Genomic DNA, 16,353 nt, shown 5'->3' with positions numbered 1-16,353 from the left:
AGATTCGACTGTAAATTTGACACAACGTCAAAAACTATAAAGGCCAAGCTTAGAAGCCTATAGCAAGGTTTCTTAAGAAATAAAGCTATTGATATTATTGACAAATATCATATCAATTCTTAAATAACTGAAATAACACTTCAGCCTTTTTTTCATAAGAAAAAATAAAAACAAGTAAGTTGTATAAAATTCACTCATTTAAGATGGAAAAATATCACAGGGGATGGTGATCCGCTCTTCGTCGGTATCAAAGGGTATCGTGCCATGCCAGCAATAACTGGGGAAAATCACACACATACCAGGCTTGGGACAAACGCTCTTATCAATAGTGTCTAGCTCACCTAAGTTGAGCGATGTCTGCCCAAATTTGATCCAGCCTTTATGTTCAGAGTCGTCTTCTGTTACTTGCTCAGGAATGCTCAAATATGTGCACATTGAAAGCCAACCCTCGGGATGAACATGGTTGGTATGAAAGCCTTGTTTAAACAACTTAACTGACCAGCTTCCGCTAAAATGGTACCCGCTGTTATATCGGGAAGTGACCGGATGCATATTATCATCCGGAAGTTGTGCGAGGTAATCGTTAATAAACTTCTCTAAGCTCTGTTTATAAGCCTGAATAACCGGGTCGTCCATTGAGAGCAATGAGCCCACCGTTTGCGTGCCTTTGCATACAGACTGATCTAACGGCTGGTGCTGAGTTCTGTGAAGCGCCTGAACCCGCTTAACTAAAATGGGCCAGAATTCTTCTAAAGAATCATAACCATCGGGCGCAGGTAAATAACCTACTTTCACATAGTCATCGTAATTATTAAGGTATTTCTCCTCTTGCTCTTGACCGCTCAGCTTCATACACAAGCCTTTATAGGCATGTATCTCCTGGTTAAGTGGCTGATTCTCGTGGGCACGCTCCAATAATTGAAAAGCCTTATCGTACGCTTTCTGCCTAAGCAAAACATTGGCCTTATCAATCAAGTAGCGTGGATGCCTGGGTTGCTGCTCCAACACTTTATCAAACAGAGTCGACGCTTCTTCAACATCACCTTTACGCAAGCACTGAGTACCCTTCATATGCAGCAAACTGTGCACATCCCCGAAGCGTTTAAGGAACATTTCTATCTCTGAGTCTGCTTGCTCGTATTGTTGGGAGCGAAGTAAGTGAGCCAGGTACGCATAAGCTAATGGCAACGAATCGGGCTGAGTTTTTAACGACTCCTGAAAGGAGGCCAAAAACTTATCTTGATGGTCGTGCTCCCAGTAAAGCTTATTAATAGCCTCGTGCGCCGGAACAAAATCGTTTTTAAGCCCTATGGTTTTCAGTAGCAGTTGTTCCGCCTGTTCAAAGTCGTTGTCATCATAAGCAAGACAACCTAGTTGAAACTGCCGTTGCGCTTCGTCAAATTTTCCACCCAGTTGTTCTAAAATTTCGCGAGCTGACTTCGTACGCTCGGTGTAACGATAGACCAAAGCTAGATTAAACAATAACGACGACTCCTGAGGCCATTTCTGGAGGGCTTTTGCAAGTGTCTCTTCTGCCTTATCAAACAACTTATAGTCGAGCTCAGAACGCGCCTTAAGAATCACCGCATTTTTGAAGTCGGGCTTTTGCTGTAGCGCTTTAGTCGCCGCTTCTATAGCCGCTAGGTAATCTCTCGACTGATAGTGGAGCGATGCCAAGTTGTACCAGGCGTCAGGCAGTTTCGGGTTTATTTGCAAAGCTTTAGTATAGTTCTGCTTTGCCGCCATTAACTGCTGGCTACCCTGTAAAAAGTTTGCATAGTTCGACAAAACACTGGGTTGTTTCGGGTTGGCTTTTAAGCTCCGCGCAAAATAGTCAGCGGCTTTATCAGGCTCTCTTTGCTTAGTTGCAAGAGCCAATAAATGCAGGATATCCGGGTGGTTAGGGGCTTGCTGGTTTAATTGACTGGCAATTTTTTCAGCTTGAATAAAATCATTTTGCTGTAAAGCATTAACGGCTTTTTGGAACTGTTGGGCGAGTTGAGACATAGTAATAACATACAACTTTTTGACAATGTTTTTACAATAACACAACTTTCTCCTTGTGTGAGTAGATAAACTCAAGAGAAACAGAAGGTAAAAAGGCGACCCGAGGGTCGCCTTTATTGTTAAGAACTGTATTCGCCTAAGCGATAGTTTCTTAGAAGCGGAAAGTTACGCTACCGAATACATAACGTCCTAGCGCATCGTGGTAACCAGCAATAGTGTTACCGTTCAGGCTGTTAACGTCACCAACAATGGTAGGTTCTTTATCTAACGCGTTGTTCATACCCAACAGTACAGAAACGTTTTCTGTAACGTCGAAGTTTGCGTTCAGATCGATGTAGCTAGTAGAACCTAAACCGTCGCCGATTAGCTCGTCAGTTGATCCATCATAGTCAACTGAACCAAGGTAACGCCACTTAGCACCGACACTCCACCAGTCACCAGTACTGTATGTGAAGTTCATTGAATGACGCCATTCAGCTTGTGGGAAACAGTCTGAGCTGATTACGCCAGCACAGTCGATTGTAGTACCAGCAAGACCAGGAACCGTTGTGGTTTCTTTTGTCATGTAGTACGTACCAGTTAAGCTGATACCTAACTGACCGCCACCAATTTCGGTGTTGTAGTTAATGTTGGTATCGATACCAGTGTTGGTAGATTCAGCAAGGTTAACGCTGGTTGCGCTAACGTAGCCGTCTGTACCACGCCACAAGTCACCTGATGGGCTACGGGTAATCGCATTACACCATTGTGCTTCACCAGTTTCCGCACACTGACGGATGATAAGTTCTGGTGAAATTGTACCAATGCGGTCTTCCATCTCAATGTTCCAGTAGTCGATTGAGAAGTTGAAGTTATCAGTTGGGTTACCAACAAGACCGAAGGTTACTGTGTCAGCAAGCTCTGGATCCAAATCTGGGTTACCACCAAAGATTGCGTTGTACTGGCCTGCAGCGTTAGCTGCAACGTTTCCGTACTGACCTGAGCTCATTCCGGTGCTTGCACACTGTTCCTGAGTGTACTCAGGGCTGTCGCCGGCACATGGATCAACACCTGCCCACAAACCTATGCCCTGGGTTGCGAAAAGTTCTGCAACGTTTGGCGCACGAACTGCACGGTTGTATGTACCACGAATTTTGTAGTCGTCGTTAACCTGCCAGTCTAAACCAAGTTTGTACGCTGGCTCACCACCAGATGAACTGTAGTCAGAGTAACGGTAGCCTAAGTCAACCTGCAGGTTGTTTGCCCAGCTAGCGTCTTCAACTAACGGTACGTTGATTTCTGTGAACACTTCAGAAACGTTGTAACCACCAATTAAGCTGTCAGTTGGACCACCCTGGCCTGAAAGAGCGCCCTGCTGGTAAACTTCGTCGGCAACACGTTCGAAGTCAACTTCACGGTTTTCAACACCAAATACCGCTGCAACATTGTAGTTAGAAGAAGGCATGCTGAAGCCTGTTTCACCAGTTACGAACGCGTTAACAATACGCTGCGTTGTTAAACCAGTCAGGATAGCTGTACCACCCAGAGCGTCTGCTGCTTCGCCAGTTACGCCTTGGTATTTGAAAACTTCATAAGGAATACAGCCTTCGCCACACTCATCTGCGCCTGCTGCACCCAGTACTTGAGGCATACGAGGCACGTAGAAATCGTTAATGTAAACCGATGATGACTGAGTTGAGCCATACTGGAATGATACATCGTATTCCCACATTGCGCTCAGCTCACCAGTTGCACCAGCAACGATACGGTATGAGTTGTGCTCAAGGTTGTTAATACGAGGGCCGCCTTCTACGTTACGCTTACCAATGTAAGCCATAACCTGATCAGTATCTGCGCCGAACTGGTCACGGAACTGCTGACGCTGTCCATCGCTGAATACGTCGCTGTCTACGTCAAACGCGAAGTTCTGATAGAAAATACCAGACTGTGCGATCTGACCAGCAGTACGGTCATGCATATAGCTGGTTTCTAAATAAGGACGGAAGTTATCGTTTGCTTCATAGTTTACGAATGAACCGAAAGTATAACGGTCATTAGGACGCATGAAGTGGTTGATTGGTGCGTAGTTATATAAGTTGTCAGTAAATGGTGCAAAGCTGCCATCTTCAGTCAATGACCAGAATACTTCTTCATCAAAGTTAGGTGAACCACCTTCAATTGGCGAGAAGAAGAAGTTAGGTACAGGAGCAGTTGAAGAACCACCACATGCAGTACCAGCACCGTTCAATGCACAAGAAGAGTAATCGCGCTCACCCTGCAACAATTCTTCGTTAGTACGGAAAGTTGCATAGAAACTTGCACTACCTTTACCGCCAGCAAACATGCTGCCGCCTGTAACGTCTACGGTATAAGTTTTACCGTCAACGCCAGAACCGCCTTCTGGATAGTCGTAACCAGCTTCATCCATCAAGCCTTGCATGTAGCTATTGCTGTTATCGTGCTGATAGCCTGAAGTACCTAAAGTTACTTCAAAGCCTTCGATGTCTTTCTTCATTACGAAGTTAACAACACCGGCAACAGCATCAGAACCGTAAGTAGAAGAACCACCACCGGTTAATACTTCAACACGCTCGATAAGAGCGGTTGGGATTTGGTTAACGTCAGCAGCCTGTGAATAAACACCACCTGGCTGTAAACGACGACCGTTTACCAGTACCAAAGTACGGTTAGCGCCCAAACCACGTAAGTCAAGGTTTGCAACACCCGCTGCACCGTTAGCAACAAACGAGTTCTGTGTCGCTGTTTCTAGCTGCGGTAAAGTTGCCATCAGGTCTTCCACACGGGTAAAACCAGATGCTTTAACTTCTTCAGAAGAAACCATCTCTACAGGAGATGCAGTTTCTAAGTCCGTACGTTTAATACGAGAACCTGTAACCTGAATACGCTCTACTTCTTCTGCAGCCGTATCAGTGTCATTTTGGTTGTCTTGTGCAACTGCTAATGCAGGAAAGCCTAAAGACGCAGCAACTGCTGCAGCCGTTAAGCTTTTTCGAAATGTCATATTTTTCATGAGTAAAAACTCCCTGGAACGTTTTTATTATGCCGCTTCTTTAATAGAAGCTGCTTAAAATTTAACAGGAAGTTAATGGGTTGTAAACTTTTCGTTCTAATTTTGTTGGCTTTGTTGCAAAGAGTGTTAACAAGGCCACAAAAAGTGGCCTGCACTATAAACAAAGAGATTCACTTAAAAGCAATGACACAATTCCCAAACACACCACTCTCAGGAAACTGTACCTGCTGCACTGTAACCTTTTTAAAGCCTGCAGCCTCAAACTGCTTTTGAGTTTCGTCCATATCACCTAACTGTTCAGTTGCTTTCAGTAGGGTTTTGGTTCGTGCTTTGTGTGCATTTAATGAATCCATGTAACCGTTAAGAACCTGGCGCGACTCTGCGTCTTTACCTTCTGCCGCCGCATTTAACAGGTGCTTAGTCGCCGGCACAAAATTCACGGCATGAAATGATGGATTGCGCTCATGCTTGCGAACAAACTGATTGAGTATTTGTTGTGCCTGCAAAGCAGAACGCGGTAAGTTTTTAGGGCCGTGCTTCAGTAACGACTCTTGAAGCGGCACCACTGATTTTTTAAGTTGCTTAATCACGGAAGGCATTAAGTCATAAATTGCTTCACTCTTCTTATAAATAACAGACTCTTTTGAGTGAACCAGCGCAATTAACATGCCTCCACGTTTTAGCTGAGCATTAAGGTTCTTCAAACCCTCCGCCATATCGCCGTATTCCAGCCCGTAGTGAGAAACAAAGGTGCCCACTTTTTTATTTGAAGGTAGCTGGAAACTCTCGTAAGGCGTATCACCCTGAAGTTTTAGATCAGTATCAGGTGGGTTCAGCTGAGCAGAGTCGATGCCCTGCACATCAAGTTTCTTGCTTTTTTCTTTTGCATACTCGTTTAACCATTGAACAACAATGCCATTACCGGTACCGATGTCCACCATAGGCTGTTTCACGTCGTTTTCATCCATGCGTTCAAACCAAAACTTTCGCATTTGGTAAGCGGGTAAACGTGAGCTGTCATCTAAAAAACTCGCCTTGGCACCCTTTTGCCAAAAATAACTCCACGGATTACTTTGCGTCATTTCCTTCCCTTATTGTTAGTTTTGTCTTAGCCGAATCATAATAACACTCTCTTATTCTGCCATAAAAAAACCCAGCCGAAGCTGGGTTTTTAAACAACTAACGTTGTCAGGCCTTAGAACTTCATGCTGATACGACCATACCAGTATTGACCAGCAGTGTCATAAGAAGAGTTCAAAGTATTCATATCGTTATTGTTAGTAACGTATGGAGGCTGCTTATCAAACACGTTACGCGCACCAAGAGTAAAGGTGGTTGTTTCGCTGAAGAAGTAGTTCATCTGTACGTCATGATATACGTAGCTTCCTACTTCGCTTGACAGATCATCCACATCGTAGTTGATGTCAGTTACGCCATCCTGGTAGCGAGTGATCCAGCTCCAGTCGAAGTCACCAATTTGGTAACCCATAGTCAGGTTTGTACGCAACTCTGGGAATGCCGCTACACGACCACCGAAGTTGGTGTCTGCGCCGAATTTTCCAGCCAACTCAAGAGTTTCCGCACCTTCTTGCGCCAGGTATTTGTACTCATCGAGTACAGTACCGTCAACACGCAGGTTGAACATGCCGTCACCCAGGTCAGCTGCCCATTTCACATCGAAGTCAAAACCTGAAGTTGTGAACGTTGAGATGTTTGCAGTACCGGCAAGAATACCAGCCATGTAACCTTGAGAGTCACGGAACTCAGAACCTGAGTAACCAGGACGACCTACAGCTTCCGGACCTAAAATCAGGTCACAAGAATTCGCTGAGAAGTTTTCACTGTTGTAACACTCAGAGATGATAGCGGAAGTACTTGGCGCACCTAAACCATCTTCAATTTCGATGTCGTAGTAATCAACTGCAACGCTGAAGTTTTCGATGAACTCTGGTTGATAAACAACACCTAAAGTGAAGCTTTCAGAGGTTTCAGGTTTCAGATCCGGGTTACCACCAACCAATGTTGAAGACTGGTTGTTGTCCAGGCTGAAGTCGCCTGGTAAGCCTTCTGATGCACAGTTGTCTTTAACTGTCTGGCTCTGGCTACCTGTACCGTAGTCGATACATGGATCTGTGTAGCTGATGTTTGACTCAACTTGTGGTGAATACAAGTCACCGATACCTGGAGCGCGGAAGCCTTCAGCAAAGGTTGCACGAACCAATGTACCTGTAGTTGGTACGTATTCTAAACCGAATTTAGTGGTCGTTTGTGCATCAAGGAAGTCGTAATCAGAACGACGCACTGCCGCAGACAGGTCAAGACGCTCTACGCCAGGCATACCAGCTAACAATGGAGCATTAATTTCCATGTAAGCTTCCTGAACGTCGTAAGAACCTTCAGTTGGCTCTGCTGCAACGCTGTAGATTTGGCCTAAGATTGCGCCACCGTCTGGCTGGTTCTGATATTCTTCCCAACGTTTCTCAACGCCGACAGCCCATGAAATTGGACCTGCAGGTAAGCCAAATGAACCAGTGTCACCAGTTAAGTTAGCCATTAACTGTTTTGTCGTCGCACGATCAACTGGCGAGTTAGGAATTGTTGCGTAGTCCTGGAATTCTTGCGTGAAGGTACCTTCCTGGAACGGGTTCCACAGGCCTGGGCACTCTTCATCTGCGTCACACAGTGTTGGATCTAACAAGTTACCGATACGCTCTGGGTTTGAACGACCATACTCTACGCGGCTGTCAACATAGCGTGCGTAGTTGTATGAGATGTCCCATGACCAACCGTTATCCAGGTAACCTTCCAGTCCGAATACCATGCGGTAGTCAGAGAAATCCTGAGTAAATGAACGTCCGCCAGTTTCGGCCAGACGACGGTAGATGTATAGGTCTTCACCAATTGGGTTGTCAGGATGATCGCCAGCAACTGTTGGTCCCCAGAAAGTACCTTCTGCAGCCATTAGCTGGTCAGACTGACGGTTAGTGAAACCACCTTCCATAAATGCTGAAAGGTCACGAGTTAGCTCGTAGTTTGCAGACGCATTAATTGAGAAGATGTCCTGCGGAGTTACCATGTAGCTTGCAGGAGCAAAGTTGTAAGCGTCTTGCTGACCATCATACGGACGAATTTCGCCAGTGTTAGGGTCTACGACAAAGCTTGTACCTGCGTTGCCTGAGTTATACTGAGAGTCTTCATCAGCTGCAGACCAGTTACCGTAAGGAATAGTTGAAGAACCACCACGTACAATTTCGCCACCTGACTCACTCAGAGGGTAACGAGAAAAGTCGCGGTCGCCCTGCCAGATAGGGTTACGGTTTTGGTACTCAAGCGCTAAAGTTACGTTGCCTTTGTCGCTGGTAGCGCCGATAACACCTGAAACTTTAGTCGTTTCGCCGTCGCCTTCACCGGTTAAGTCGTACTGAGCTGAGAACTCCGCACCTTCAAAATCTTTCTTGGTGATAAAGTTGATTACACCGGCGATAGCATCAGAACCATAAATGGTTGATGCGCCGTCACGTAATACTTCAACACGCTCAATGTAAGCCATCGGGATTGAGTTTAAATCACCTGAAGCGTAACGACGGCCGTTGATCAAGATCAGCGTACGAGCTGAACCCAGACCACGTAAGTTAGCTGAAGCATAACCAACAGAGCCATTGTTTGTATTTGAGCCGTTGTAACCACCATTCATGGAAGGAATGTTATGGATGAACTTTTCCATGCTGGTGAAGCCTGAGTTTTCGATTGCTTCTGAATCAAAAACTGTGATTGGACTTGCTGTTTCAGTGTCGGTGCGTTTAATACGCGAACCCGTTACCTGAATACGCTCGACATCGTTAGCTCCTGCTTCTTGCGCAGCAACTAGTGCCGGAAAGCCTAATGTGGTTGCAATAGCTGCAGCCGTTAAGCTTTTACGAAAAGTACTATTGTTCATTGAAATTACTCCCTGGAACATTATTTTTTAGTTGCTTGATTGGCGAAAGCAACATGAAACCGACGACGCACTTATCGTTTTTGGAAGGTGCATCGTGTTTTCGGTTACAACCTTTTAACGCCGCAGGGATTTCATTTCAATAGGAGTTCAGTTCTTTTCTTTAACCCCAGGAATCGTTCGCCTAAAAAATAGCCTAATAGATTATTATTGAACCTCTTTTATTAAAAAAATTAACAATAGTTTCAGTATGTTTAACAGGTGTTTCAGGATTGTAAAGGCTTTAAAATACAGTATTAAAAATAGGTTCTGCCGCTTTCGCACGTTTGATGCTTTCATCATTAACATCTGCACTAACCTGACCCAGGCTGGACGTCAAAACGGGATTGCGACTTCCTTTAGGCGAATATGAAGACTTTTCAGGTTCCAGTCCAATATGCTCATACACTCTATTCATAACGTTGTTCGTTTTTGTTACAAGATCCTCATAACTTATGGTTAATATGCGATCAGGGAAACATTTCTCCCAGTGAGTCAGGAGACTTATTTCGTTCTCTATGTACGTTTGAATCGACTCTTTAGACCAGCTCCAGTCAGCACCTCCACGAAACGCGGTTTTGTAACAAGACCATGCTATATGCTCAGGTTTGCGCCTTATATAAATTGCTTTGCCTTGTGGCACCGCTTTCGCCCAAATACCAAACAACCGATTCAAGTTAAGACTTTTATCGACAACGTAACCTGAGTCCGGATAACGAACGTCGGTAAGTGCCTGGTAAGTTTCGGTTATCATGTCTATCCCTGCCTGAGCGTCACCGTGGCGGCCCATAAATGCAGGGAAGTTCATGGTGTCCTGTGGCGATAAATGAGCACAAGCTTGTCCAAACGCCCCCGTTTCTCCGGCACCGACTACTGCACTATGATTACTTAATATCTGGCCCAAAAGCGTGGTTCCGCTTCTTGGTAAACCAAGAATTGCAATCGCCCGGTTATATTTAACCCGAGACTCAGGTACTGCCTTCATTCCCTGCTTGCTAAAATAAGTTTGTAAGTCGGTAACAAACCGTTTATCAAATGCAGCCTTATACTTAGACTGTTGAGCCATTAATTTAGCCCCTTTTTCGTAGGCCTTAACCGCGTCTTCTAAACGATCTCTGTCGGTTAACGCTTTTCCTAGAGCGTAGTGATAATGCATCCAGTTAATAGGATCATCTTCCGAATATTTATCAGCAACATCCAGCAACTCTTGAAACAGCTCAATATCTTCTGAGAAATCAGTAAAAGACGCTAAAGTTAACCAACTAATTCCTAGATGGGGAGCTAACCCGACAACCTTTCGCAGATACCGGTCTGCTAGCGAAAAGTCTCCCAATTGTGCCCGGGCAGTGCCACATAGGTGCATTATTGAGGGGTTATCAGGTTGCTGGAGAGTTAACGGTTCCGCTGTTGCCAGTGCCCTCTGAAGGTATCCCGCTTCTGCATATATCCCCGCCCGCTGAATATCGGTGGTTACTGTTCTTTGCGTCTGTTGTCGCATGATATCGACACACTCAGTGGCTAAAGTAACTTCCCGCAACCCTAAACTCATTTTGGCTAACATTAACCAATGCGTTTTAAGAGGAGATTTCTTTTCTATTGCATGCCGAATTTTTTCAACCGCTTCGGTTCTCCGTCGAGCTTTCATCGACTCCTGAATATCCGACAAAACCGCCATAACTTCCACAGTGTTCCCCTATTATAAATGACAGACAAAAAAGCCGGGAATCAGAGAGTTCCCGGCTTGAACGTTCCAGTTCTATTGCTTTACTTTAGAACTTAACTTCTGCACTCAAACGCACATAGCGTGGAGTCTGGAAGTTAGTTGGCAAGCCGTAAAGCTCATTTTCCTGGCCTCGGGCAATAAGACCGTAGTCATAATCAACCGCTTCATAACCTGCGAAACGTTCTGATACTTCATTAACCTCAGTTGCAGTGTCATTGTTAAACACATTGAAGACATCTGCACGGAAGGTTACATCCGTATCACCGATCATCATGTTATAACGAGCAGTCAAGTCTAAACGCCACTGGCTATCTGTACGACCTTGTGAACCTCGTGGCGCTATTTCGCCATCCTTAACAAAAGACTCAGCACCGTACAGCGAAGCATAAGTGTCCGTAGGGTGATAACCGAAGGCATTAACCGGACGACCAGATTCCCAGCTAAAGTTAGCTCCCAGGCTGAATGCATCTGTAAGTGCATATGAGCCGCGCAACTTAACCATATGACGACGGTCATTTGGCAAGTTACCATAAGAACCATCTGTTAATCCTGGTTGGTCAAAGTTCGTTGTCAGTCCAGCATCATCTTGCCCATTATCTGAACGAACAAAACCTTCGTTATTTCCCCAACTATGAGACCAAGTGTAACTACCGTCAAACATCCATTTATCATCAAATTGACGTTTAACAGTCACATCAACAGCTGCGTACTTACGCTCAGATTCAGGGTAGCCTAAGTAGCTTCCCGGAATTGTATACTGTTGATTTTCCAGTGGACCAGACTCACCATCGGGATCGGTAGTGATAGTCACGTCATTACCGGGGTTGGTAAGAACATAATAGTGAAAGCCACTGGCACACATAGTACAAGCTGAACCAAACTCATCCTGCAGGTACTCGTTAAAGCCAGCATCGATCGCCACATCTTCCAGCGAACTGCCGAGCTCACGATACGTACCTTTAACACCTACTGACCAATTTTCAGAAACCATGGTTTCATAGCCCAGGATGTATTCATCTTGGTACATAGGGTCAAGATCAGCGTTAACTGTTTCACCAGTGCCTTTCAGAGTACCGTCAGCATAGACAGAACGGCCATCTAAGTCACCAAAAACAGGGGTATTATCATCGTTGATATCGGCAACTTCATAGGTGCTTACAACATAGTACTCGTCACCGGCAAGGCGAACGTTTGTATTAGTTGCTACAGGCAAGAAGTAACGACCATAGTTAGCAAATAACTTGCTCTCACCATTACCATTGATATCCCAGCTTAGACCAACGCGAGGTGCCCACTGATCAGAAACATCAACAAACTTTTCACCGGCTTTGTTGTAGTTCTCAAATGTCTCATTACGCAGTCCAATGCGGGCAACAACGTCGTTTGTTACGTACCAGGTATCCTGAACGTAAAATGCGTTCGATTTAGTCTCGAAGCTACCTTCGTTGCTGTAAATATTTTCATCAACCAAAGTACATCCGACAAGATCACCGTCAGAGAAGCCTGAAGAGTCACAACCATAGTAAGTGTAAGCTACACCGCCAGCACGCTCAGTTTTTTCGTAGGCTTCCATATCTTCATAGTCAATACCGGCACGAATCGTATGATCCGGGTGGACATACCAATCGATATCAACACGATAAGCTGTACGTTTATCTTCCTGAACAGAAGGCGTTGCTAAACCAAAGTTTGTAAACTGACCAGAGTAACCGTCTGCATAAATAGCAACAGTATCCGAGCTGGCGTTACGGTTTGTATAAGTAGCTTCGTTAACGCCGTATAAAACACTTAGCGTTAAGTCATCGGTTAAAATACCCGTGTATTGAGCCGCATAAGACTTCCCGCCGCGGTCTAATACATAATCACCATACAATTCGCCCTGCTCGTCTTGCTCGGCATTGTAAGCGTACTTACTGGATTCCAGTTCGCTCGAGTTATCCCAACCCGTAAACTCAATAATATGGTTTTGGGTAATATACCAGTCTAATTTACCAGCAAATAAAACGTCTGATGCATCTCTTTCGTAAGACTGTCCGGCGGTCGCGTAGTCACTAACACGATCTTTGAAGTTAACTAAGCCAAAAAAGAAAAGTTTATCTTCAACCAGAGCACCACTTGCCCAAACGTTATAGTTATTCTCACCAATCTCATCTTTGCTGTTTAGCTGATAGTAAGGGCTACCGTTGCGTGCTAATTGATCCTCTTCAGTCAGGATCACATCTGGTTTATCAGAACGCAGTGAAGATGGCTCAAAATAAGCACTTGCTCCGGCTTTAAATTCATTCGAACCGGATTTCGTGGTAGCGTTTATGACACCACCCGTAGAGCGTCCATATTCAGCCGAGTAGCCACCTGTTTTTACTTCAAACGTTTCGTACATTTCGAATGGTAACTCAGAACCACCAAGTCCATTACGGAAGTTCGTCACGTTCAGCCCATTCACATAATATACGTTCTCGCCCACCGAAGCTCCGCCGAAAGAGGCCAAATTACCAAAATCTGAATCGCCTCGAGTTGTGCCCGGTGCCAGTAAAGCAACTGAAGAAAGATCACGAGGGACAGGAACCTTGCTCAAAAAGTCCTGGCCAATAACGAGCTCAGATTCAGACGATGTAGTGTCAATAGAAGAAATAGCCGAGCCTGTTACCTGGATTGTTTCCATTTGTTCTTGAGTAACAAGTGTCAAATCGATATTGGTACGACCACCGACTTGCACACGCAGCATTTCTTCTTCCAACACTCCGTAACCCGACTTCGTTGCTTTTAAAGAGTACTGTCCGGGAGGTAGTAAAGGAAAGCGGTAGTTACCGTTTTCATTGGTAGTAACGGTACGAGTTAGTCCTGTTTCTAAATTCGTTATGGTAATTTGGACATCATTAATTGCATCTCCAGCCTGGTTTTCTGCACTACCAAGCAGAAACCCCTTCGACTCATCAGCAAGAGCCGGGGCGGCGCTGCCTAAAGTCAAAGCCACAGCTGATGCTGCAACACTCACTTTGAATATTGAATTTTTCATGATTGTATTTCCCTGAGTTTTTAAGACTTATTATCTCCAAAAGTTACAATATTACGCAGTGAAACATCTTATTAAACTTTGTAACACCTTGTAACATTCCCACGGTATCATGTTTTTAAATACATCTAAAATACCTAATTAGCCGCTCTTTTTAATAAAGAGGTTGCTGGCCTATTAGAGTTCTCATTTGAGTAACACTGCGCCAAAAAAAGCTCTGCACAAGCGAGGGTATCTGTTAGTGCGTGATGAGCATGATAGTCAGGTAAGTTATAACGCTTTCGACACGCACTCAGCGTTAGTTGGCCACCTTGAATAGGTTGCTGAGGATTCCGCTCAAGTTTGTTTTTTTCAAAAGCTAAAGTGTCGAAAACTGCCAGCGGTTTAAAAAGTGTGCCGTACTCCGCCTCAATATGCTTCAAAAACCGCCAGTCCATGCCTTTGTGGTGGCAAACTAATACGGCATCATTCAAAGCCCGGCTTAACATACCGAACGTTTGCCTGGGCTCCGAGCTATGCAGAAAGTCTTGCTGGGTTAAACCGTGGATAGTCGGGCTTTGACCTAGTTCAAGCTCCTGTCCGTGAGCAAAAACATGGTATTGAGCATTGCCGTAATGCATTACTGGCGGATGTATGGTCATCCACGCAATCGACAATATTTGATGCTTTTTTGGATCCAGCCCGGTACTTTCGATATCCAGCGCAACATACCGCAACTCTTGCCAGGGTCGTTTTAGCTTTTGCCGGCGGTCATACCAATGAGCAAGTTTCTCTAACCATTGCGCCATAACTAATAACCCTGGCGACTGAATTTTAAGCCTACGCCCTGTTGGGCTTCTTTAATTATCTTAAATGCGGTTTTCAGTTGGCGCCTTGATAAGGTACTTAACTCATCCGGGTCTATTGCGTTTTTGGGTTTATCTGTTCCCCAAACTTTTAGCTGATGATTCAACCTCAGTTGAGTCAGAAATTCCCAGGCTTCCAGCAGCGACTGGTTATCGCGTCGGTTTAGCAGCTTACTCCCTTTTAAAGCTGCTAGTCGAGCGGGCGTACTCGGCGATGTCAGCCCTGCCTGCAGAGAATAAATGCGGGCAATATCATTAATAAGTGCAATCCCGTAGCGCTTGATATCAATGGTGTCGCCATCATCCGTGTCCTCTGTACGCAACCGATTAAAAAGCCCAAGCGGAACACTTATCTTATTGACTAAAATCGCTAAGTTTCCTAAAAACATTTCATTCCTGGCTAAATCAGCTATTTGCTTACGATACTCTTGGTAAAACTTACCGGGCCCCACCACCGGACGACTGTCAAAAAATATCTGGCAGTACATCAAAGCCTTAGGTGTCGGACTTTCTATCCAGTTAGTGAAACGCTTTTTCCACTCATCTATTGTGCCGCGACAATCAGGGTTAGATGCCATAATATTGCCCGGGCATGAGGGGATACCGCATTCATTGAGTCCCTCACAAACATACTCCCCCAAACCGGCAAACCAGTCCTTTTGCTTATCGGTTAAACCGTTACTCAATAACAGGCCATTGTCCTGGTCCGAGCTTAACGTTTGGTCTTCCCTTCCTTGCGAGCCAAATGCGAGCCAACTGTATGCAGCCGGTGCAGCGCCATTCTCTTGTTCGTACAACTGTATAAGCTGGCGTGTCATACCGTCGGTAACGGACGCCATAAGGCGACCCAGTATTGAGGTTTGTTTTACCCGGCTGGCAAAGGTTTGCAGATAGTCCGGAAGCTTTCTAGCCTCTTCTACTAACTGCTCTTTGCTAGCGGCTTTACGAATAGCGCTGATGAGAAACACCGGATCACTGCGTTGCTGGCGGATTAGGTCGGTAGCGGTCACCATGCCTACAGGTTGGTTTTGATCGTTAACCACAGGCAGATGGTGAATGTTGCTGGAAGTCATTGTAGTCAGCGCATCCATTAATGAGCGGTTCTCATAAACAGATTCAGGTAATTGCGTCATTACTGCGGCAACTCTAACGTCAAGCGGTAACCCTTCTGCCACAACGCGGTTTCTAAGATCTCTGTCCGTCAAAATTCCCACAAGCTGGGTATCATCTACAACCAGTACAGAGGATATACCGTTGCTGGACATCAGTTTTGCCGCTTCCTGTACAGAGGTGTCACTAGTCAAGCTAACAGGGGGCATTGTTACGACACTACCAACGGTTTGCTCACTCCAGTCAAGCTCGTCATTTTCGTCGCTTTTTTGTTCTGTTAGCAAGCGTTGTCCATGCGCGCGAATGAAGTACTGTTCGAAGGGTTTCGACACATTACGAAGACGATCGAAGGCAGACTGAGGCAAAACGTAAACAATGCCATCTTCTATTGTTTTAAGTTTATTTACTACTTCTCGACCCGATAACAACGACGGATAGCCGAAGAGATCGCCATTTTCCAGGCGCTCAATTAACCGCCCATCGGCGCCTCGCAAATCAAAGACTCCCGAGCGCACTATAAAAAGTGCAGGCCGCATGTCTTTCATAATTTCATTGCAGTTTTCTTCATTCATATAAACGGACTGCAATTGAGATACCGCCCAACTTCTCTGCTCTTCAGATAACGTATCAAATGGAGGGCAATCTTTTAGAAATACATTTACTTCCATGAGC

Annotated in this window: 8 protein-coding genes; all 8 read right to left on the bottom strand. The window is 45.2% G+C overall.

Annotation, left to right across the window (positions count from 1 at the left end):
• Positions 1 to 198 precede the first annotated feature (198 nt).
• The 8 genes from K5X84_RS03180 to K5X84_RS03145 all read right to left on the bottom strand — a co-directional run bounded on the left by K5X84_RS03180 (position 199) and on the right by K5X84_RS03145 (position 16,349).
• Positions 199 to 2,007 (bottom strand): tetratricopeptide repeat protein, encoded by a 1,809-nt coding sequence (locus tag K5X84_RS03180; RefSeq protein ID WP_222236649.1) that lies wholly within the window; start codon positions 2,005 to 2,007, stop codon positions 199 to 201.
• A gap of 151 nt (positions 2,008 to 2,158) precedes the next feature.
• The gene (locus K5X84_RS03175; protein ID WP_222236648.1) at positions 2,159 to 5,017 is read right to left on the bottom strand and encodes a TonB-dependent receptor domain-containing protein; all 2,859 of its coding nucleotides are present in this window, start codon (positions 5,015 to 5,017) and stop codon (positions 2,159 to 2,161) included.
• A 170-nt stretch (positions 5,018 to 5,187) separates the two neighbouring features.
• Entirely contained in the window at positions 5,188 to 6,099 is a 912-nt protein-coding gene (locus K5X84_RS03170) for an SAM-dependent methyltransferase (RefSeq protein ID WP_222236647.1), read from the bottom strand.
• A 113-nt stretch (positions 6,100 to 6,212) separates the two neighbouring features.
• The gene (locus tag K5X84_RS03165; protein WP_054491187.1) at positions 6,213 to 8,954 is read right to left on the bottom strand and encodes a TonB-dependent receptor plug domain-containing protein; all 2,742 of its coding nucleotides are present in this window, start codon (positions 8,952 to 8,954) and stop codon (positions 6,213 to 6,215) included.
• Positions 8,955 to 9,234: 280 nt separating this feature from the next.
• Positions 9,235 to 10,665 (bottom strand): tetratricopeptide repeat-containing sulfotransferase family protein, encoded by a 1,431-nt coding sequence (locus K5X84_RS03160; RefSeq protein WP_244994833.1) that lies wholly within the window; start codon positions 10,663 to 10,665, stop codon positions 9,235 to 9,237.
• A 94-nt stretch (positions 10,666 to 10,759) separates the two neighbouring features.
• Positions 10,760 to 13,729, bottom strand: coding sequence for a TonB-dependent receptor (locus tag K5X84_RS03155; protein ID WP_222236645.1), 2,970 nt, complete (start codon positions 13,727 to 13,729; stop codon positions 10,760 to 10,762).
• Positions 13,730 to 13,863: 134 nt separating this feature from the next.
• Positions 13,864 to 14,514: a 3'-5' exonuclease gene (locus K5X84_RS03150; RefSeq protein WP_222236644.1), complete on the bottom strand. Its 651-nt coding sequence runs from the start codon at positions 14,512 to 14,514 to the stop codon at positions 13,864 to 13,866.
• A 2-nt stretch (positions 14,515 to 14,516) separates the two neighbouring features.
• Positions 14,517 to 16,349, bottom strand: a complete 1,833-nt coding sequence (locus K5X84_RS03145; protein WP_222236643.1) for a DUF294 nucleotidyltransferase-like domain-containing protein — start codon at positions 16,347 to 16,349, stop codon at positions 14,517 to 14,519.
• Positions 16,350 to 16,353: the final 4 nt, after the last annotated feature.

This window comes from Idiomarina abyssalis, from assembly GCF_019797805.1.
GTDB classification, from domain to species: Bacteria; Pseudomonadota; Gammaproteobacteria; order Enterobacterales; family Alteromonadaceae; genus Idiomarina; species Idiomarina abyssalis.
This window is presented reverse-complemented; position numbering and strand designations above follow the sequence as displayed.

Bases quoted from the DNA above. Each gene is read 5' to 3' on its own strand.
- K5X84_RS03180 (WP_222236649.1), bottom strand. From the start codon at position 2,007: ATGTCTCAACTCGCCCAACAGTTCCAAAAAGCCGTTAATGCTTTACAG.
- K5X84_RS03175 (WP_222236648.1), bottom strand. From the start codon at position 5,017: ATGAAAAATATGACATTTCGAAAAAGCTTAACGGCTGCAGCAGTTGCT.
- K5X84_RS03170 (WP_222236647.1), bottom strand. From the start codon at position 6,099: ATGACGCAAAGTAATCCGTGGAGTTATTTTTGGCAAAAGGGTGCCAAG.
- K5X84_RS03165 (WP_054491187.1), bottom strand. From the start codon at position 8,954: ATGAACAATAGTACTTTTCGTAAAAGCTTAACGGCTGCAGCTATTGCA.
- K5X84_RS03160 (WP_244994833.1), bottom strand. From the start codon at position 10,665: ATGGCGGTTTTGTCGGATATTCAGGAGTCGATGAAAGCTCGACGGAGA.
- K5X84_RS03155 (WP_222236645.1), bottom strand. From the start codon at position 13,729: ATGAAAAATTCAATATTCAAAGTGAGTGTTGCAGCATCAGCTGTGGCT.
- K5X84_RS03150 (WP_222236644.1), bottom strand. From the start codon at position 14,514: ATGGCGCAATGGTTAGAGAAACTTGCTCATTGGTATGACCGCCGGCAA.
- K5X84_RS03145 (WP_222236643.1), bottom strand. From the start codon at position 16,349: ATGGAAGTAAATGTATTTCTAAAAGATTGCCCTCCATTTGATACGTTA.